This window comes from Leucobacter chromiisoli, from assembly GCF_016522505.1.
Taxonomy (GTDB): Bacteria; Actinomycetota; Actinomycetes; order Actinomycetales; family Microbacteriaceae; genus Leucobacter; species Leucobacter chromiisoli.
In genome coordinates this window covers 150,956-170,844 of the sequence record NZ_JAEHOH010000010.1, presented here as the reverse complement: position 1 = coordinate 170,844, position 19,889 = coordinate 150,956, and the positions used below count along the sequence as shown (strand labels likewise).

General features: G+C 70.9%; 15 protein-coding genes, 1 tRNA gene and 1 pseudogene. 5 read left to right on the top strand and 12 right to left on the bottom strand.

Annotated features, from left to right (window positions below; all coding sequences use genetic code 11):
* Nucleotides 1–9: 9 nt before the first annotated feature.
* Nucleotides 10–822: an ABC transporter ATP-binding protein gene (locus tag JD276_RS08475; RefSeq protein WP_200115207.1), complete on the bottom strand. Its 813-nt coding sequence runs from the start codon at nucleotides 820–822 to the stop codon at nucleotides 10–12.
* A 236-nt stretch (nucleotides 823–1,058) separates the two neighbouring features.
* Here JD276_RS08475 and JD276_RS08470 point away from each other — a divergent pair, with 236 nt between their 5' ends.
* From JD276_RS08470 to dld, 3 genes are all read left to right on the top strand, one after another.
* Nucleotides 1,059–2,282 (top strand): aconitase X, encoded by a 1,224-nt coding sequence (locus JD276_RS08470; protein ID WP_200115206.1) that lies wholly within the window; start codon nucleotides 1,059–1,061, stop codon nucleotides 2,280–2,282.
* 3 nt (nucleotides 2,283–2,285) lie between these two features.
* Nucleotides 2,286–2,714: an aconitase X swivel domain-containing protein gene (locus JD276_RS08465; RefSeq protein ID WP_200115205.1), complete on the top strand. Its 429-nt coding sequence runs from the start codon at nucleotides 2,286–2,288 to the stop codon at nucleotides 2,712–2,714.
* Between the two features lie 222 nt (nucleotides 2,715–2,936).
* Nucleotides 2,937–4,679: a D-lactate dehydrogenase gene (gene dld, locus JD276_RS08460; protein WP_200115204.1), complete on the top strand. Its 1,743-nt coding sequence runs from the start codon at nucleotides 2,937–2,939 to the stop codon at nucleotides 4,677–4,679.
* 103 nt (nucleotides 4,680–4,782) lie between these two features.
* On the opposite strand, the gene JD276_RS08455 is transcribed toward dld, so the two are convergent.
* From JD276_RS08455 to guaB1, 7 genes and pseudogenes are all read right to left on the bottom strand, one after another.
* Nucleotides 4,783–4,858 (bottom strand) — tRNA-Glu (locus JD276_RS08455).
* A 232-nt stretch (nucleotides 4,859–5,090) separates the two neighbouring features.
* Complete coding sequence (locus tag JD276_RS08450) at nucleotides 5,091–6,845, bottom strand: hypothetical protein (RefSeq protein ID WP_200115203.1); 1,755 nt, start codon at nucleotides 6,843–6,845, stop codon at nucleotides 5,091–5,093.
* Nucleotides 6,842–7,411: pseudogene (locus JD276_RS08445) on the bottom strand (ABC transporter ATP-binding protein); the annotation flags it as partial. The pseudogene JD276_RS08445 and the gene JD276_RS08450, both read right to left, overlap by 4 nt.
* A 228-nt stretch (nucleotides 7,412–7,639) precedes the next feature.
* Nucleotides 7,640–7,948: a hypothetical protein gene (locus JD276_RS08440; protein WP_200115201.1), complete on the bottom strand. Its 309-nt coding sequence runs from the start codon at nucleotides 7,946–7,948 to the stop codon at nucleotides 7,640–7,642.
* A gap of 144 nt (nucleotides 7,949–8,092) precedes the next feature.
* A complete protein-coding gene (locus JD276_RS08435) occupies nucleotides 8,093–9,346 on the bottom strand; it encodes an AI-2E family transporter (RefSeq protein WP_307866503.1) in 1,254 nt (417 codons plus the stop codon).
* An 80-nt stretch (nucleotides 9,347–9,426) separates the two neighbouring features.
* Nucleotides 9,427–10,869 carry a threonine synthase gene (gene thrC, locus JD276_RS08430; RefSeq protein WP_200115200.1) on the bottom strand — a complete coding sequence of 481 codons (1,443 nt, stop codon included), beginning with the start codon at nucleotides 10,867–10,869 and terminating at the stop codon, nucleotides 9,427–9,429.
* Between the two features lie 130 nt (nucleotides 10,870–10,999).
* Nucleotides 11,000–12,469, bottom strand: coding sequence for a GMP reductase (gene guaB1, locus JD276_RS08425; protein ID WP_200115199.1), 1,470 nt, complete (start codon nucleotides 12,467–12,469; stop codon nucleotides 11,000–11,002).
* 448 nt (nucleotides 12,470–12,917) lie between these two features.
* On the opposite strand from guaB1, the gene JD276_RS08420 reads away from it, so the two are divergent.
* The gene (locus JD276_RS08420) at nucleotides 12,918–13,901 is read left to right on the top strand and encodes a DUF4190 domain-containing protein (protein WP_200115198.1); all 984 of its coding nucleotides are present in this window, start codon (nucleotides 12,918–12,920) and stop codon (nucleotides 13,899–13,901) included.
* 132 nt (nucleotides 13,902–14,033) lie between these two features.
* Nucleotides 14,034–15,323: a xylulokinase gene (gene xylB, locus JD276_RS08415; RefSeq protein WP_200115197.1), complete on the top strand. Its 1,290-nt coding sequence runs from the start codon at nucleotides 14,034–14,036 to the stop codon at nucleotides 15,321–15,323.
* A gap of 72 nt (nucleotides 15,324–15,395) precedes the next feature.
* Here the strand turns inward: xylB and JD276_RS08410 are convergent, their stop codons facing one another.
* From JD276_RS08410 to JD276_RS08395, 4 genes are all read right to left on the bottom strand, one after another.
* Nucleotides 15,396–15,821, bottom strand: a complete 426-nt coding sequence (locus JD276_RS08410; protein WP_200115196.1) for a DUF1801 domain-containing protein — start codon at nucleotides 15,819–15,821, stop codon at nucleotides 15,396–15,398.
* 127 nt (nucleotides 15,822–15,948) lie between these two features.
* Nucleotides 15,949–17,406, bottom strand: a complete 1,458-nt coding sequence (locus JD276_RS08405) for a dipeptidase (RefSeq protein WP_200115195.1) — start codon at nucleotides 17,404–17,406, stop codon at nucleotides 15,949–15,951.
* 81 nt (nucleotides 17,407–17,487) lie between these two features.
* Nucleotides 17,488–18,972, bottom strand: a complete 1,485-nt coding sequence (locus JD276_RS08400) for a mannitol dehydrogenase family protein (protein WP_200115194.1) — start codon at nucleotides 18,970–18,972, stop codon at nucleotides 17,488–17,490.
* Nucleotides 18,963–19,886 carry a PfkB family carbohydrate kinase gene (locus tag JD276_RS08395; protein ID WP_233615500.1) on the bottom strand — a complete coding sequence of 308 codons (924 nt, stop codon included), beginning with the start codon at nucleotides 19,884–19,886 and terminating at the stop codon, nucleotides 18,963–18,965. The genes JD276_RS08400 and JD276_RS08395 overlap by 10 nt, the downstream gene beginning before the upstream one ends.
* Nucleotides 19,887–19,889: the final 3 nt, after the last annotated feature.

Below are 19,889 nucleotides of genomic sequence, written 5' to 3'. Positions count from 1 at the left end.
TGTGCATTACTAGGCCGCGGCTGCGCGCGCGGCGGTGATCTCTTCCTGGACCGACTCAAGGATCTGGTGCTCGAGTTCGGTGAACGTGGACGAGGTGAGGAAGTCGAGTGATCGGGGCTTGGGCTCGCTCACGGTCACGTCGAGCTTGACGCGGCCCGGGCGGGCGGTCATCACGATAACCCGGTCGGAGATGTAGATCGCCTCGCCGATGTCGTGCGTGATGAACAGGATCGTGGGCTCGAACTCCTCCCAGAGCTCGAGCAGCAGGTGCTGCATGAGGATGCGCGTCTGGTAGTCGAGCGCGCCGAAGGGCTCGTCCATGAGGAGCACCTCTGGGCTCGAGATGAGGGCGCGCGCGATCTGCACGCGCTGCTGCATGCCGCCCGAGAGCTGGTAGGGGTAGTGCTTCTCGAAGCCGGTCAGGCCGACCGCCTTCAGCAGGGTCGCCGCCTTCTCGAGGTAATCGTCCTTCGGCATGCCGCGAGTCTTGACCCCGAACACGACGTTCTCGAGCACGTTCATCCAGGGGAAGAGGGCCGCGTGCTGGAACACGACCGAGCGGTCGGGACCGGGACCGTGGATGGTCTGCCCGCCGAGCAGCAGCCGGCCGTCGGTGTGCTCGTCGAAACCGGCGACGAGGTTCATCGCAGTCGACTTGCCACATCCCGTCGGGCCGACGATCGAGACGATCTCGGACTTCCCGACCGCGAGGTCGAGGCCCGAGACAGCGGTCACCGTCGATGCGGACTTCGTCGGCGGGTCGAAGACCCTCTCGACACCGATGAACTCGATCTTCGGCACCTGCACCGCGCTGTCTCGCATCGCTTCTCCTTTGAATGTAGCGAGTCGAATCCGACTAGTTCCTGTGTTCAATGACAAACGTTATTCAACATCTCTTGGACGAGATTAGCGGAGAGCATCGGAATCCACAATCCTTTTTTTCTTACAGTTCAGCATGATCCGGGCGTTATAGAGCAGAACATCCACTTGCCGTGCTTTCCGATCTCAGCTATAAGTCTATATGTAACGTATCTAATCGTCTCCAAAGGAGATCACCCATGATCCTCACACCTGAAGAGCAGCACATGCTCGACTCCGGCGGTGCAGTCGCGGCGGCGCTTCGCGAGCAGATGCTCGTCGGGGAGTTCTTCGGCGCACGGGGCTTCGTGGAGATATCCAACGCCCACTTCACGGGGGACCCGGAGGTCTTCGGAACAGCGGGGAGGGAGTACCTCGAGGAACTCGTCGAGGGGCGGGGGCGGTGCCGCATCCCGACCACCCGCAACGCCATCTGCGTCGACCTCGAGTCGATGGACGAGCTCGCGCAGTCCACCCACCTCGCAGAGGAGGAGCTGCTCGTGCGCAAGCTCCTCGCCTCTCTCGGGGCGATGGCGGTCAACACCTGCATCGGCTACCAGACCGTCTACCAGCCCCAGCGAGGCGAGCACGTCGCCTGGGGCGACACGGGCACCGTCGCCTATGCGAACGCGGTGCTCGGCGCCCGCACCAACTACGAGGCCGGCAGCGCCTCCCTCCTCGCAGGGATCACCGGCCGCACGCCGGCCTACGGCTTCCACCTCGACGAGAACCGGGCCGCGCGCTACCTGGTCGAGGTCGACGCCGAGCTCACCGATCCCGCGCACTGGGGGGCCGTGGGGGCTCTCGTCGGCCAGCGGTACCGCGGCTACGACAACGTGGCCGCCATCCGGGTGCCCGCCGGCAGCGCTCCCGACACCGACGACCTCAAGCATCTCGCCGCCGCCATCGCGAGCTACGGCTCGATGGCGATGTTCCACGTGGTCGGCGTGACGCCGGAGGCGCCGACGCTCGAGGAGGCGACCCGTGGCAATCCACTTCTGGCCGCTTCGTCCCTCTCCGCGGCCGAGCTCGACGCCTTCCTCGAGCCCGGTGCGGGCGAGGCCCCCAGCGTCACGGTCTTCACCGCGCCGCAGCTATCGCTGTTCGAGGTGGCCCGCATCGATCAGCTGATGCTCGGACGCCGGGTCGCAGACGGCACGACGATGATCCTGACGACGAACCGGATGGTCGGAGAGGAGGCGGAGCGGCTCGGATACGCCGAGCGGCTCCGCGCAGCGGGGGTGAAGATCATCCACGACACCTGCTGGTATCTCATGGATCCCGCCAGTCAGCGCGAGGAGTTCGGCTGGTCGACGCTCACCACGAACTCCGCGAAGCTGGCGAACATCGTCCGCGCCCACGGCTACCAACCCTCGATCCGCACGACCGAGGACTGCATCGTCATCTCGACCGAGGAGATCTGAGAAATGGAATCCACTGCAACCCGGTTCTCCCTCGCTCGCGCGATCGGTCCCACCGTGCGGGCCCGCGCCCTCGTCAGCACGGTTCCGTTCAGCGCCCGCTACGACCTCGACCGGGTGAACGGCGTCGTCAGCCGCATCGATCATCCGCTGCGGGGCTCCTCCATCACCGATCGCTTGTTCATCGCGCCGGGCGTGCAGGGCGGCGTCGCGGGCGGGTGGGCGCTCATGGCCATGGCGAAGCGAGGAATCGGCTTCGCCGGCCTGATCCTGGGCGACACCAATCCCGTCATGGTCCAGGGCGCAGTGACCGCGGGCATCCCCATCGCCGCGGGCTTCGATGTCGAGCTGCTCGAGACGGTGCGGACGGGCGACCTGATCGAGCTCGATCCGGAACAACGCACGCTCCGCATCATCGAACGACTTCGGAGTTGAGCAGGTTATGGTTGTCAAGTCCGCGGACTCTCCGGCATCGGGCGGCCCCTCCGACCTTCGGCCGGCCAGTGCCCGTGCAGGTGGGCAGCACCCGCTCCGAGGCCGGGATGGAACATCCAGTCGTCGACCCCATGAGCCGCTCTCACCGGACCAGGAGTCTGGCTTCCATTTTCACTCCACCGCAACGCCCCTCTGCAAGACGATCGGACGGCGGCGAGAACGATGAGACGCACGCGGCCTGAAGACTCGGCGACGGCGGTGAGCGCTTTCGTCGACATCATGGGGAAAGCGAATGTGCTCACGACTGGGCGCTCCACCGAGCGGTACGTCAAGGGCAACCGATTCGGATCGGGGAGAGTGCTCGCGGTGCTCCGCCCGGGCAATCTCGTCGAGATATGGCGTGCTCTGCAGGTGTGCGTCGAACGCGATCTCATCGTCATCCCGCAGGCGGCGAACACCGGGCTGACCGGCGGATCGGGTCCCGGTGACCAGGATTACGACCGGGAGATCGTGATCATCTCGACACTGCGTATCAACCAGATCTACCTGATCAACGACGCCCGTGAGGCCGTCTGTCTCGCCGGCTCCACGCTTCATGAGCTCGAGGAGATCCTCGCCCCGCACGGGCGAGAGCCCCATTCGGTGATCGGATCCACCTCGATCGGCGCTTCAGTGGTGGGCGGTATCGCCAACAACTCCGGCGGGAGCCAGGTACGCAAGGGCCCCGCCTTCACAGCACATGCGATATACGCCCAAGTCGGCATCGATCGCAAGATCAAACTGGTCAACCACCTGGGCATCGAACTCGGCGATGATCCTGTGCACGTGCTCGACAGCCTGCAGAGCGGCGTCTGGGGCGCCGTGGATGCCGCAGCCGCGCCGCAGGAGGGCAGTCGCGTTCCGTACAGCGATCACGTGCGCCGGATCGTCGGCACGCCGGCACGTTTCAACGCCGACCCTGGTTTCCTCTTCGAGGCCTCGGGGTGTGCGGGCAAGATCTTCGTGTTCGCCGTCCGCACACCCACCTTCCCGAAAGAAAAGAACACCACTACCTTCTACATCGGCACGGAACGCCCATCTGAGCTCGAACAACTGCGCCGAGATATCCTTCGATCGGAAAGCCAGCTGCCGATCTCGGGCGAGTACCTCGGGCGTTCAGCATTCGACCTCGCGGCGAAGTACGGCAAGGACACCTTCGTCGGGTTGAAGTACGCCGGCAGCCGGCAGGTCGGGCGGCTGTTCGCAGTGAAGAGCTGGGCGAACGGTATCTTCGCAAAACTGCCGTTCTTCGGCCCGACCTTCGCAGACACGATCGCGCAGCGAGCATTCGGTCTGCTGCCCGAACATCTGCCGCAACGCATGCGCGACTACCGCGACCGTTTCGAGCACCATCTGCTCATGGTCGTCGGCGACACGCAGAAGCAGGAGACCGAGGCATTCCTCAGCTCCTTCTTCGCACAGTCCGGGCGCAGCGGTTCTTTCTTCGTCTGTACCGACGACGAGGCCACAAGCGCGATGCTCCACCGCTTCGGAGCGGCCAGCGCGATGACGCGCTACTACAACCTGCATCGCAAGGACAGCGCCGGCATGATCACTTTCGACGTCGCGCTGAGGCGCGACGACGAAGACTGGCTCGAGACACTCCCGCCTGAGATCGCCGAACAGCTCGCTGTGAGTTCGTACTACGGCCACTTCTTCTGCCATGTACTCCATCAAGACCATGTCGCAAAGGAGGGAGTCGATCCGACGGAACTCAAGAAACGGATGACGGCACTACTCGAAGCCCGTGGCGCGGCCATCCCGGCAGAGCACAACTTCGGCCGTCTCTATCAGCTCCCGTCGGCGCTGGAAGCTCACTTCACACAACTCGATCCCTGCAACATCTTCAACCCGGGGATCGGCGGCACCTCGCCGCATAAGAACTGGGGCGAGTCGACCCCCAGAGAACATGAGGCTGAGGCGTGAGATGCAGCTCATCAGTGCCGCGTCCCTGTGAACGGTGGGGTTTCGCGCCGCACGAACTACGGTAGGAACGCGAAAACCCCCGCCTGAGCGGGGGTTTTCTTGTTGGTGACCCCAGCGGGATTCGAACCCGCGTTACCGCCGTGAGAGGGCGGCGTACTAGGCCGCTATACGATGGGGCCGTGTACAACCCGGGCCGGCGGTTCCTCCGCTGCCCTGGCAACTCATATATTGTGGCATAGGTTCTCGAGACGTTTCAAATCGGACCGTGCACGACGGCGCGTCGCGAGTGATTCCGCCGTTTTTGCCCGCACCCGGAGACCTGCTCACCACGCGCTCACCCCGCTCATCCAGGCCGCCGCCCGCTCGCCCGTTCTGCCGCGCTGAGCGCTGCAGGACGGGCGAGCGCACCGCCTACCCCCGCGAAGCGCCGAGTCGCGAGCGCGTCCAGAGCGCGAGGGCCGCCGCGAGCAGGGCCGACCCGGCAACCGCCGCGAGGGGTGCCGTCGCCGCCGTGTGCAGCCACAGCAGGCCGAGCGCACCGCCGACGATGACGGCGAGGATCGCGCCGTCGAACGTCCAGAGGAAGACGTGCACCCCCGCCAGATCCCCGATGGGAGTCGGCACGGGCGCGAGCAGCCGCTGCGGCAGCGGCCCCTTCAGCGCGGCCAGCAGTCGCAGCAGCAGGGCGGCTCCCAGGAATGCGAGCACGGTCGCTCCGAGGCGGAGCAGCTCTGCGGCGCCGGGCTGATGCCCCATGCCGAAGGCCCAGACCCCCAGCGCCGCTCCCCCCGTCAGCAGCGCCGCGCCGAGCGCACCGGGCACCAGCAGATGGCGCAGCAGCAGCGCGCCGGGAGACAGCGGCAGCAGCGGAGGGCTGCCCACCCCCTCCGCGGCGACGCGAAGTCCGCGGCACAGCGGCACGATCGCCGAGCAGCACGCCATCGCCGCGGCGGCGCCGAGCAGACATGCGAGCTGCGGATCGACGGCGAGAAATCCACCAGCGCGCCCGGGGCCGGCTGCCAGTGCTCCCGCGCCGAGTCCGGAGCCGAGCAGCGCCGCTGCTGCGGCGAGCGTTCGGGCGGGCGTTCGCGCGATGCCGAGCAGGTCGCGGGCCGCGATGACCCGCCACAGTCCGCCCCGTGACTTCCGCACCGACCGCCGACGCGACCACCGCCGCGACCACCGCCACCGCCTGCCGATGCGCACCGGCGCCCCCAGCCGCGCCGCCGCGACCCGCGAATCGCCGGTGATCGCGAGCGCGCTGACGGAGCTCCACAGCGCGGCCTGCTCCCGCAGCGTCTCCCAGCGCAGGCGTCCTGTCAGCCACGGCGCGCTCAGCGCCGCGAGGCCGCCGCAGACGAGCGCGGGCATCGCGGGCCAGAGCACGGCCGCGGGATCGCCTCCCGGGCAGGCTTCCGGATCGAGAGCGGCCGAGAGCAGCACCGCGGCGAAGCCGGACCAGGGGTCCATCGCCGATGCCCGGCCGCAGGCGATCACGCTCCCGACACCGGCAGCACCCCCGGCACCGGCAGCACCTCCGGCACCGGCGAGCGAGGCGACGCCGATCCCGAGCTGCACGACCGTCAGCGCGAGGAGCGCAGCGGCGGAGGCGGCGCGCACGCGTCGCCCGAGCTGGCCGACGAGCGCGCCGACCGCCGTCAGCACCCCGAGACCGACGGCGCCCAGGACGAGGGCGGCGCCGAGCCACGGGTCGAGTTCGCCGCGCAGCAGCCGCGCCGCCCCCACCAGGGCGGCGCCCAGCGCCGGGACGGCCGCCCCGAGCGCGATGCCGCGCACGAGCGAGCCCGCGAGCAGACGCGGCCGCGAGAGCGGCGCCGTGAGCAGCAGGTCGATGCGCGGCAGATCTGCTCGCGCCGGGCCGATCCGCGCCCCCGCGAGCACGACGAGCGCCGAGACGAGGGTCAGGATCGCCGCGACGATCGGCACGGGAACGGCCTCGAGGACGGGCATCGCCTCGGCGATCCGCAGGACACCGACCCGCAGAAGAGGTGCGATCGCGGTGAGCGCGAGCATCGCGCCCAGGTAGACGCGATACGGCATGTCGAGCCCGCGCGCAGGCCGGCCCGCGCGCAGCAGGCGGCCGACCGACGCATGGCCGGCCGAAACGCCCCTCCCCGGGGCGCCCCGCCTCTCCGGGGCGCTCATGCGCCGACCCGGAGACGGCGGTCGGCGAGGCGCTCGACGAGGCCCGCGTCGTGAGATGAGAACACGACGGCAACGCCGCGGCTCCGTGCCTCCGCGATCGCCTCGGCCACGAGTCCCCGGCGCCCGGGATCGAGCCGCTGCTCGGGCTCATCGAGCAGGAGCGCGCTCATCGGCCTCGCGAAGGTCACGGCGAGGGAGACCAGCTGCCGCTGCCCGCTCGAGAGCTCGTGGGGGAACCGGTCGCCCAGGGCTTCGAGGTCGAAGCGTGCGAGGGCGGCCGTGCCCAGCCCCGCCATGATCCCGCTTTCTGCTCCGTCGGGAGAGCCCGCCCAGGCCGCGTCGATGAGGACGAGCTGGTCGCGCACGGTGAGATCGGGGTAGAGCGCCGGAGGGTCGATGAGCGCGGCGATCTCACGGCGGGTCGCGGCGCTGCGCTCGTCGAGCGGCCCGCCCCGGAGCCTCACGGTTCCGGCGGTCGGGCGGAGCCTCCCCGCCAGCACGCGCAGCAGCGTCGTCTTGCCCGCTCCGTTCGGGCCGAGCACGGCGAGGCACTCTCCGGGCGAGGCCTCCGCGCTGGTCGCCGGCAGCAGCACCGCTCCGTCGACGGTGACGGCGGCATCGCTGGCGGTGAGGATCGGAGGGCGCGTGTTCGGCGTCGGGTCTGGTGCGGTGGGCATGGTCGTCTCTTTCGTTCGACGTGATCGATCGGCGCATCTGCCCGAGCGGGAGGCACGCGAGGGAGACCGAGATCGACGAAGACGCCGTGCGTCGCGGCGAGAACGAGACGGTGCGCGCTACCCGAGGGGCCGGGCGGACGCGGAGGGGGCGCGAACGCGCACCGTACCGCGCGAGCCGGCGGCGCAGGGACGGAGGAAGAGCGGGATCGGCGCCGCGCGCACGAACCGTGGAGGAGCGCCGGGGGCGATCCCGAGCAGGTGGGAGAGGAGCCTGACGAGCAATGGGGTCGCCGACGCGAGCACGAGCGCGCCGATCAGCGCGAACAGGAGCACCTGGAGGAACTGCGCCGGACCCGTCGGGAGCAGCGGTTCGATCAGGAGCCCGAATGCGAGGAACTGCACGATCAGCCAGACCCGAGTCCGCATCGCGCACCTCCCTGGTGTTCCGTCGTTCCGCGGGCCCAGCCTAGTCGAGGGGCGGAGTCGCCGCGACGGCACCGCGACGCCGAGGCGGACGCCGGAGCGCCGCAAGGCGGACGCCGGAGCGCGGCAAGGGCGAGGCGGGAGGGCCTACGCCTCCTCGAGCTCCCACGGATGCGGTCTCGCCCACCTCGCCGCGGTGTCGGGGCCGTCCCAGACCTTCACGATGCCCCAGGCGACCGCGGCGATCGGCACGGCCAGCACGGCTCCCAGAATGCCCGCGAGCACGGTGCCGATGGTCAGGGAGAGCAGGATCACGAGCGCGTGCAGCTTCAGCGCGCGCCCCATGAGGACGGGCTGCAGCAGGTTCCCCTCGAGCTGGTTCACGAGGACGACGATGCCCACCACGATCACCGCGCTCCACAGGCCGTGCGTCACGAGGGCGACCAGGGCCGCGAGGATCCCGGCGACGGTCGCGCCCACGAGGGGGATGAAGGACAGCATGAACACGAGCACGGAGAGCGGCAGCGCGAGGGGCACCTGCAGGATCGCGAGCCCGATGCCGATGCCGATGGCGTCGACCGCTGCGACCGACGCCGTGCCGCGCACGTACGAGCCGAGCGTCTCGACCGTCTTCTTGCCGGCGCGTTCGGCACGGGCGAGGTGGTGGCCGCGGAAGGGGCGGAGGAGGAAGTGCCAGATCCTCGGCCCGTCCTTGAGGAAGAAGAACAGCACCACGATCATGAGTACGAGCCCGGTGACGAAGTTCGCGACGATCCCGACCCCGGCGAGGGCTCCGGAGCCGAACTGAGCGCTCGTCAGGAACTCGGTGGTCCACTCGACGGCCCGGTCCTGCCACTCGGCGATCTGGGCGGCGTCGGGCGCGAACGGCAGCGTCTGCACCCAGTCGACCACCTGGAAGAAACCGTCCTGCGCCTGCGAGGAGAGCTCGTCCCACTGATCCCTCACGGCCCACACGATGAGCCAGCCGACCCCGGACAGCAGGAGCAGGATGCCGAGCAGCACGATGACCGTCGCGAGCGCGTCGGGCACCCGACGCCTGCGCAGCCAGGCCATCACGGGAGCGAACGTGCTCGCGAAGATCAGGGCGAGCAGGATCGGGATCACGACCGTGGTCAGGGCGCGCAGGCCCCAGATGATCCCGGCCGTCAGGATCAGCACGATGATGATCTGCAGCGAGCGGGTGGCGAGCAGGCCGAAGCCCTCGGCCCAGGCGCCCCGCACCCCCGGGGCGGGAGCGGCGCCGTCAGCGGCGTCGATGAAGCGGGACGTCGCCCCGCGCGCGGCCTCGGCCGTCCTCGTCGCCCCTGCCCGTGCCGTGTCGCGGGTGCGCGACCGCTTTCCGAACACCATCCTGCCCTCCCCGAGCTCCGATTCGTTCACAGCCGTACCGTCGTTAGACTACGCGGTTTCGGAGGGCGTCGTCCGATTTCGGGCGTTCCCGCCGTCCGCAGGGACCGGAGCTACGGCTTGAGCGCGCGGGCGGCGACGTACTCCCGCAGCGCCGCCGCGTCGTCGGGCATCTCCACCACGCGCTGCGGCAGATCCAGCAGCTCGGCGAGATGCTCGGGCAGCGGCTCCGTCTCCCCGATCGCCTCCACGACGATCTCGGGGAACTTCGCGGGCTTCGCCGTCTCGAGCACGAGCATGGGCACCCCCGCCTCCGCGTACTCACGAGCCGCCTTCACGCCATCGGCGGTGTGCGGGTCGATCACCGCCCCGCTCGTCTCGTGCACGGAGCGGATCGTGGCGACCCGGTCGGCGTGGCTGCTCGTGCCGCTGACGATGCCGAACTCGCGCTCGAAGCGCGGCAGCTCGGCCGAGAGATCGATCTGCCCCTCGGCGGCGAGCTCGCCCCACGTCGCCGCCAGGCGTTCGGGATCGCGGCCGAGCAGGTCGAAGACGAAGCGCTCGAGGTTCGACGCCTTCGAGATGTCCATCGACGGGCTCGAGGTCGCATAGGTCTCGGCGGCGCCGCGGGGCTTGTACACGCCCGTGCGGAAGAACTCGTCGAGCACGTTGTTCTCGTTGGTGGCGAGCACGAGGCGGTGGATCGGCAGGCCCATCGCCCTCGCGAAGTGCCCCGAGAGGATGTTGCCGAAGTTGCCCGAGGGCACGGTGAACGAGACCTTCGCGGTAGCGCGATCCTGCTCGGACAGCGCATCGGTGGCCCGCAGCCACGCCCAGAAGTAGTAGACGATCTGCGCGCTGACACGCCCGAGATTGACGGAGTTCACCGCACCGAGATGGTTCGCCCGCTTGAACTCGAGATCCTCGAAGAGCGCCTTCATGAGGTTCTGGCAGTCGTCGAAGACGCCCTCGACCGCGATGTTGTGGATGTTCTCATCGGTGAGCGAGTACATCTGCGCCCGCTGGAACGCGCTCATGCGGCCCTGCGGCGAGAGCATGAACACCGCGATGCCGTCCTTGCCGCGAAGCGCGTACTCCGCCGCGGAGCCCGTGTCGCCCGAGGTGGCACCGACGATGTTCAGCGTGCGGTCGGTCTTCGCGAGCACGTGCTCGAGCGCCTGCCCGAGGAACTGCATCGCCATGTCCTTGAACGCGAGGGTCGGCCCCTCGGAGAGGCCCACCACGCTCAGCGGAGCGCCGTTCGCCTCGCCGATCGGCGTCAGCGGCACGACCTCCTCGGCGAGGAAGTTCTCGGGGCTGTAGGCCGCGCGGCACATGCGCTCGAGATCCTCGCGCGGGATGTCGGTGGCGTAGAGGCTCAGGATCTCGGTCGCGAGCGACGCGTAGTCGAGCTCGCGCCAGGCCTCGATCTGCGCGGCCCCCACCTCGGGCACCGTCTCGGGAACCACGAGGCCGCCGTCGGTGGCGAGGCCCTCCAGCAGGACCGCGCTGTAGGGGGCCGGCTCCATGCCGCCGCGCGTCGAAATGTACTTCACCTGTGCTCCTCTTCCGGGGTCGGGCGTTCGAGCCAACCCCTCCATTCTTTCACCCTTCCCGGCGCGGCCGGCGACCGAGGGCCGGAATGACCTCGGTCTGCTCGGTGGGCCGGCGCGGCAGCGGCACTGATCACCAGCTCACCGGGAGCGCCTTGCCCTCCTCGTAGCCCGCGGCCGACTGCAGCCCCACGTGCGCGCGGACGTGGAAGTCGGAGAGGGTGGGCGCGCCCGCGTACGTGAAGGAGGAGCGCACTCCCGAGGTGATCATGTCGAGCAGGTCCTCGACTCCCGGACGCAGCGGATCGACGTAGATCTTCGAGGAGGAGATCCCCTCCGCGAACAGCTCTTTGCGGGCCCGTTCGTACGCGTCGAGGCCCCCGAATCGGGCCTGCACCGCCTTCGTCGAGGCCATGCCCCACGACTCCTTGTACTGCCGCCCCGAGCCGTCGCTCAGCAGCTCGCCCGGCGACTCCGCGGTTCCCGCGAACCAGGATCCGATCATCACCGACGAGGCGCCGGCCGCGAGCGCCAGCGCGACATCGCGGGGATACCGCACTCCCCCGTCGGCCCAGACGTGGGCGCCGATCTCCCGCGCGGCCTGGGCGGTCTCGAGGACCGCGGAGAACTGCGGCCGTCCCACGGCGGTCATCATGCGGGTCGTGCACATCGCGCCCGGACCCACGCCGACCTTCAGGATGCTCGCTCCGGAGTTCACGAGGTCGTGCACGCCGTCGGCGGTGACGATGTTGCCCGCGACGATCGGGATGCCGAGCCCGAGCCCGGTGACCGCGCGGAGGGCGCGCAGCATGCCCTCCTGGTGCCCGTGTGCGGTGTCGACCACGAGCGCGTCGGCGCCCGCCGCGGCGAGTGCCCTGGCCTTGCCCGCGACGTCGCCGTTGATCCCGACCGCCGCGACCACGGCGAGACGTCCGTCGCGGTCGACCGCGGGGCGGTAGAGCGAACTGCGCAGCGCGCTGCGGCGGGTGAGGGTGCCCACGAGGGCGCCGTCGGCGACGACGCAGACCGTCTCCGCGCCGGTCCGGGTCAGGGCCGCCTCGACCGCGTCGAAGGTCTGCCGCGGCGTGCGAAGCCCCTCGGCGTCGATCGTCGGGGCCTCGCCGTGGATGAGGTCTCCGAGCCTCGCATCGTCGGGCACCGAGGAGAGCCGGGTCGCGGCGAGGACGCCGTGCACCGCGGAGAGCGGCAGCGGCAGACCCGCGTCGTCGGCGACGACCACGCCGTGCCCCTCGGCGACCGGCACCAGGCGGAGCGCGTCGGCCGCGGTCGCCGAGGGCGGCAGCACGATCGGGGTGTCCCACTCGACGGGCTGAGCCTTCACCCAGCGGATCGCGGCCTCGAGGTCGGGCAGCGGCAGATCCTGCGGCAGCACGCCCAGACCCCCGCGCCGGGCCAGCACGGCGGCGAGACGCGGGCCGGTGACCGAGTTCATGTTGGCGGCCACGAGCGGGAGCGTCGCGGGCGTGCCGTCGTGCGGCGCCAGATCGACGCCGAGGCGGCTGCCGACCGTCGAGTGCCTGGGCACCAGGAACACGTCGGAATAGGTCAGGTCTACCGCGGGGCGTGCGCCGATGAACTCCATGCCTCCACGCTAGGCCATGCAGCCGGATCCGCACCTCCGCGACGGCGCAGAGTTCCGGCGCGCGCACGAGGATGCCAGACTGGAGGCGCACGCGCGGGCGCGTCCTGTGCGGAGCGACCACCGGAGCAGAGGGAGCAGAGGGAGAACGATGTCTGACCAGCAGAACCCCGGCGACGCCGCGCACGACGGGGAGCCGCAGAGCCGGGAACCCGGCACCCCCTCGGGCCCTCCGGCCCCGCAGACCCCGCCGCAGCCGCCGGAGCCCCCCGCTCCGCCTGCAGCCCCGCCGGCCCCGCCGGCACCAGCAGCCCCTCCGGCACCAGCAGCCCCGCCGGCCCCGCCGGCACCATCAGCCCCTCCGGCGGGTGGGTATCCCCCGATCCCGCCGGCGGGCGGCCCGCAGCCCCCGTACTCCCCGTACCAGGGCCAGCCTCAGCTCGAGCCCCCGATGAACCCGCTCGCGCTCGTGGCCTTCATCGGCTCCTTCTTCGTCAGCCTCGTCGGTATCATCTGCGGCCACATCGCGCTCAAGCAGACGAAGCGCGACGGCACGCGAGGCCAGGGCTTCGCGCTCGCCGGCACCATCATCGGCTACGTGATGCTGGGCGTCCAGGTGCTCACGGCCATCGTCCTGATCGTCATGCTCAGCGTCTTCGGCGTGACGATGGGGGCGCTGTTCTCCGCCGCCGAATCCGCGTCCCGCAGCGCGGAGGGCCCGGATCCGTTCGAGGCGCCGGACTCCGACTCCCGGTTCGGCTACGCCCCCGAGAACATGCTCTCGGGCGGCGCCGTCTTCGAGGAGGGCTTCACGGTGATGCCGACCCCCGCGCTCGCCGAGTTCGAGGATCGGGTCGCGCCCGACGTCGACCGCGATGCGCTGCCGCTCGACGTGACGGTGTACGTGGACTACATGTGCCCCGCCTGCGGATCCTTCGAACAGACCTACGGCACGATGCTCGAGGACTTCGTCGACGCCGGTGACATCACCCTGCAGGTCTACCCGCTGAACTTCCTCGACAGCATGTCGATGGGCGGCGAGTACTCGACGCGGGCCGCGAATCTCTTCGGGTGCCTGGTCGAGCAGCAGCCGGAGACCGCTTTCGCGGCGCACGGCCTCCTGCTGAGCCCGGACGTGCAGCCCGCCGAGGGCACGGAGGGTCTGACCGCCGACGAGCTGCTCGACGTCGCCGAGGACGCGGGAGCGATCGTCGACGAGGAGCTCGAGGGCTGCGTGCGTGAGGTGCCCTTCGACGACTTCTTCGACGAGAACACGAGGGTCGCCACGAGCGAGGGCATGCTGGGCCTGGAGGGCGGCCCCCGGCCCGTCAGCTCCACCCCGACGGTGGTCGTCAACGGTGTGCCGTGGGACCAGGCGAGCGACGGCGATCTGGAGGCGCACCTGCTGCAGGTGCAGTCCGAGCTCCAGCCCTGAACCCCGGCGGGGCCGGGCGTCTCCGCCGGGCACCGCGGGGTCGGAACCGGGTCCACCGGGACTGATACATTCTGAATACGGTCGTCCGCCGCGCGGCGGACGGTTCCCGAGCAACGTGTACAAGGAGACGCCGTGGCACTGGTGATGGGTATCGATTCGTCGACGCAGTCGTGCAAGGTCGTGATCGTCGACACCGCGAGCGACGAGATCGTCCGCTCGGGGCGCGCCTCCCATCCCGACGGCAGCTCGGTCGATCCTGAAGCGTGGTGGACCGCACTGCAGAGCGCCATCGCCGACGCGGGCGGCATCGACGATGTCGAGGCGTGGGCGATCGGCGGCCAGCAGCACGGCATGGTCGCGCTCGACGACGAGGGGCGCGTCATCCGGGACGCGCTGCTGTGGAACGACACCCGCTCGGCCGGCTCGGCGCTCGATCTGATCGAGGAGTTCGGCGCGGCGGAGTTCGCGCGCCGCACCGGCGTCGTGCCCGTAGCCTCGTTCACGGTGACGAAGCTGCGCTGGCTGCGCGACAACGAGCCCGAGAACGCCTCTCGCGTCGCGGCGGTGGCGCTTCCGCACGACTGGCTCACCTGGCGGCTGCGCGGCTTCGGCCCCGAGAACCCGGCGCTCGACGAGCTCGTCACCGATCGCTCCGATGCGTCCGGCACCGGCTACTGGAGCCCCGACTCGGGCGACTACGACCGCGAGATCCTGTCCGCGGCGCTCGGCGGGGACGCGCTGCTGCCCCGCGTGCTCGGCCCTCTCGAGAGCGTCGCCGACGCGCGCGGGCGTCGCGTCGGCCCAGGTGCGGGCGACAACGCCGGGGCCGCGCTCGGCGTCGGGGCGCACACGGGCGACGTGGTCGTCTCGATCGGCACGAGCGGCACCGTCTTCGCGGTGAGCGCCGAGCGCACCATCGACCCGAGCGGCACCGTCGCGGGCTTCGCGGACGCCGACGGCGGCTTCCTGCCCATCGTCGTCACGCTCAACGCTGCACGCGTGCTCGACGCGATCGCGCGCCTGCTCGGGGTGGACCACGGCGAGCTCAGCGACCTCGCCCTGCAGGCCGAGCCGGGGGCCGGGGGCCTGACGCTGCTGCCCTACTTCGAGGGTGAGCGCACCCCGAACCTGCCCGACGCGACCGCCTCGCTCAGCGGCATGACGCTCGCGTCGACCACCCGGGAGAATCTCGCCCGCGCCGCGGTCGAGGGCATGCTCAGCGGGCTCAGCGCGGGCGTCGAGGCGCTGCGCGGCCTGAACGTCCCGCTCGAGCGCGCGCTGCTCATCGGCGGCGGAGCCCAGTCGGAGGCGGTGCGTCGAATCGCACCCGAGATCCTCGGCCTCCCCGTGGAGGTGCCGACCCCCGGCGAGTACGTCGCGCTCGGCGCCGCGCGCCAGGCGGCCCGGGTGCTCGGGGCCTGAGCGGCGGGCGGCGGATCGGGCCCGAGTCGACATGGCCGGGGTCGGCGCCGGGCCTGAGCGGCCGGTGCGGGATCAGGCCGGCTCGGGATCGTCCTCGCGCGACCACGCGATCGCGATGAGCCGGCGCAGCACGTCGAGGTCGATGTCGTCGAGCTTCTTCACGTAGACGCAGCCCGCGCCCTCGGTGTACGTGCCGAGATCCGGAAGCAGCGCGGCGCCCTCGGGCAGATCCTTCAGCCCGTAGATCGAGAGCTGCGCCTTGCGCGGCGAGAAGCCGGCCTTCGGCCAGTCGCCGCGGGTGCGCGGATTCGCCGGGGAGACGTAGCGGTAGCTGCCGTAGCCGACGATCGACGGGCCCCACATGACCGGATCGGCGCCCGTGACCTCGTGGAACACGGCGGCGAGCGCGAGCCCGTCCTCGCGGCGGCGGGCGGGGGTCGCGGCCTCGAGGAACGCGCGGACGCTCTGATCGGTGGGTTTCGTCTTCGGCTCGGCCATGCGCTCATTATCCTCTACGCCGCGAGTGGATGGCTCTTTCTCGAGCGGATGGCCGAGACACGGTCCCGGTGCGCGATTCAGGCATCCACTCGCGAATCCCCCATCCGCTCGCGAAACGCCCGCTGCGCTACGCCGAGCGCCCGTTGAGCCGCGCCAGGAAGATCGCCTCGCTGAGCAGCGCCCGCTCGAAGACGCCCAGGTGCAGCGACTCGTTGGGGCTGTGCGCGCGGGTGTCGGGATCCTCGACGCCCGTCACGAGGATCTGCGCGTCGGGGAACTCCTCGGCCAGCTCGGCGATGAACGGGATCGATCCGCCGATACCGGTGTCGACGGCCTCGCGGCCCCATCCGGCGTGCATCGCCGCCCGCATCTCCTCGACGGCCCACCCGCCCGTGTCGATGAGGAACGGCTGGCCGGCGTCGACGTCCTCGAAGTCGAGGCGGGCGCCGAACGGGGCGTTCCGCTCGAGGTGCTCCCGGATCGCCTCGTAGGCCTCGCCGGCGTCCTGGCCCGGTGCGATCCTCGCGCTGATGCGCACCCTGACTCCGGGGATGAGCGTGTTCGAGGCGTTCGCGACGTCGGGGGCGTCGATGCCGGTGACGGTGATCGCCGGCTCCGACCAGAGGCGGGAGAGGATCTCGCCGCGGCCGATCGGCTGCACCCCGTCGAGCAGCCCGGTCTCGGAGCGCAGGCGATCCGCGTCGTAGGCCGGCACCTCGAGGCCCGCCGAGCGGAGCCCCTCGACCGCCACGGCGCCGTCGGCGTCCCAGAGCGTGTCGAGCAGCCGGACCGCGGCGAGCATCGCGTCGGGCACCGCACCCCCGAACATCCCCGAGTGGGAGGCGCGATCGAGCGTGTCGACGCGCAGGTTGAAGGCGACGGCGCCCCGGAGCGCGACCGTGATGGCCGGGGTCTCGGTGTCCCAGTTGTCGGAGTCGGCGACGATGATCGCGTCGGCCGCCAGGAGCTCGCGATTCTCGCGCAGGAAGTTGCCGAAGGATCGGGAGGCCCACTCCTCCTCGCCCTCGATGAACACCGCGAGGCCGAGGTCGAGATCGGGGCCCAGCCCCTCGAGCGTCGCGGCGAGCGCGCGGATGGCGCCCACGTGCACCATGACGCCGGCCTTGTCGTCGGCGGCTCCGCGCCCGTAGAGCCGCTCGCCGTCGGGGCTCTCGCGGCGTACCGGCTCGAAGGGCGGCGTCTGCCACGCCTCGTCCCGGCCGGGAGGCTGCACGTCGTGGTGCGCGTAGAGCAGCACGGTCGGCCTGCCGTTCCGCGCGGTCCGACGCGCCACCACGGCGGGCTGCCCCGGTTCCGAGCCGCCCTCGACCGGCGCTCGCCGGATGTCGACGGTCTCGAAGACGCCGGTGTCGCGCAGCAGCTCGGCGACGGCTTCGGCGCTCTCGGCGACGCGGGCGGGGTCGAAGGCCGGCCACGAGACGGACGGGATGCGCACCAGCCGCTCCAGCTCCGCGATCGCCCGCGGCAGTCCCGATTCGACCGCCGCTCGGAGCCCCGCCTCCACAGCGGCGGCAGGCGGTTCGACGGGTGCGGTCTCGGCGGCGGTCTCGTGCTCAGCGTCCATGCCCTCGATCCTCTCACCTCCGGTGCGTCGGGCGCGCGGGTGCGATGCCCGTGGCCGTCCGAGGTGCCGCTCCCTCCCGGCTCACCCGCCCGAGGGCGGGCGCTTCAACTCGCCGAGCGTCTCCCTGGCCCCACGCTCGCGGAGCGAGGTCAGCGCCCGGAGGTAGGGCCCGACGAACTCCGGTCGATCCGCGAGATCGCCGAAGATCTCGCGGTTGCCGAGGAATGCGAGCGGCTCCTCCCCCTGGCGGCCCGCCCGCTCCATCAGCTGCTCACGCAGCGGATCCCGCACTTCGAACGGCTCGCCGTCATCTCCGACGCCCTCCGCGTATCGGGCCCAGCTCGCGACCACCGCTGCGCAGACGTCGGCCCGCTCGTCGGCGCCCAGCCGGTCGAAGACGACCGGCAGCAGGAACTTGGGGATCCGGTCCGAGGTCTCCTCGCAGATCCGCACGAGGGTGTCCTGCAGCTGCGGATTGCCGAACCGCTCGAGCACCGTGCGGCCGAAGGCCCGGAAATCCTGGCCGGGGATCGGGGCGAGCGTCGGAATCGCCTCTTCGTCGATGTATCGCAGCAGTACGGGGCGGATGTCGGGATCGACGATCGCCTCGTGCACGTACGTGTGCCCGAGGAGCCTGCCGAAGTAGGCGAGCGCCTGGTGCGTGCCGTTCGCGAGCCGCAGCTTCATCAGCTCGTAGGGCACGACGTCGTCCACGATCTCGACCCCGGCCTCCTCGTAGGGCGGTCGGCCCGCGGCGAAGTCGTCCTCGAGCACCCACTGGCGGAACGGCTCGGCCGTGACCGGCCACCGGTCGTCGAGCCCGTAGCGCTCGAGCAGATGCGCGCGGTCGGCGTCGGAGGTGCGCGGGGCCACCCGGTCGACCATCGAGTTGGGGAACGAGAGGTTCCGCTCCATCCAGGCCGCCAGATCCGGATCCCTGCGGCGCGCGAACCCGAGGAACGCCGCCTGCGCGACGCGCCCGTTGCCCTGCATGTTGTCGCACGACATGACCGTGAGCCCGCCGTCGCCGCGATCCCGGCGGATCCGCATGGCCTCGAGCACCAGTCCGAAGGCGCTGCGGGTGCAGCGCTCCGCCTCGAGGTCGGCGCGCACGATCGCGGAGCGCCCGAGGAATTCCCCGGTGCGGTCGTCGACGTCGTAGCCGCCCTCGGTGATGGTCAGCGAGACGATGCGGGTCTCGGGTCTGGCGATCCTGGAGATCGCGAGCTCGGGATCGTCCGGCGCGTAATGGTACTCGCTGATCGACCCCACGACCCGACTCTCGCATCGGCCGTCCGGATGCTTCTCGGTGAGGGTGTAGAGGCAGTCCTGCGGCCCCATGGCGGTGCGCGCGGGGGCGTTCGGCGAGATCAGCCCGATGCCGCTGATCGCCCAGTCGAGCGCGAGGCCGCGGTTCATGAGGTCGTCGAGGTAGAGCGCGTGGTGCGCGCGCATGAAGTTGCCGACCCCGATGTGCACGATGCCCGGAGCGAGACCCGCGCGGTCGTAGCGGGGGCGCGCGATCCGCTCGGGTAGCCGCTCGAGCGACCCGTCGTTCAGTTCCATGCGGTGCTCCTCGCACGAGAGTCGGGTGCCTGCAGCAGCGCGCCGTCGATGCGGCAGGTCTCGGAGGCGATCGCCACGGCGTCGCCCAGCACGGCCGGCCACCCGACCAGGCTGCCCGGCCACCGCGGGGAGCCGAGGTCGAGGGCGAGCCGCGCCATCAGTGCGTCGCCCGCCCCCATCGAGTTCACGACGGGCTCGGGAAGCGGTGGCGGGGAGATGCTCGAGCGCCCCTCCGGCGTGTGCACGGTCGCGCCGCGCGCGCCGGCGGTCTCGACCACGGCGGCAGCGCCGAGATAGAGGAGCCCGCGGGCGTGGGCGCCGGGGCCCCGGGCATCGTTCCCGTCGCCGTAGAGGAGCCCGAGATCCTCGGTGCTGACCTTCACGAGCGCGGCCATGCCGGCGAGCCGTTCGAACCCCCTCCGGTACGCGTCGCGATCCGGCAGCAGCGCCGCGCGGGCGTTCGCGTCGACCGCGACGGGGATCCCGATGCGCGACAGCAGCGCCGTCAGCCGCTCGACCTCCTCCGGATCGCCCATTGGGAACGACGTGACCACCACGGCCCGGCACTCGCCGAGTCGCCGCTCGGCGTCTTCCGGATAGGTGTAGTGCCGGTTCCGGATCTCGTCCGAGAACGAGTAGCTCGGCTCTCCGTCGCGGGTCGACGACTCGGCGACGCCGGTCGCGCGCCCGCCCGGCAGCGGCACCGCCTCGACCCCCTCGGTTCCGAGGAGCCGTCTCAGCCCCCGGCCTCTCGCGTCGTCGGCGAACGGCGCGGCCAGCATCGCGCGGCCCCCGAGCCTGGCGATGCCGACTGCCACGTTCAGCCCCGCTCCCCCCGGATGCTCGACGGCCCCCCTGGCGTCGGTGACGACGTCGATCAGGGCGTCGCCGACGATGCCGACCGCGGGCTCCATCAC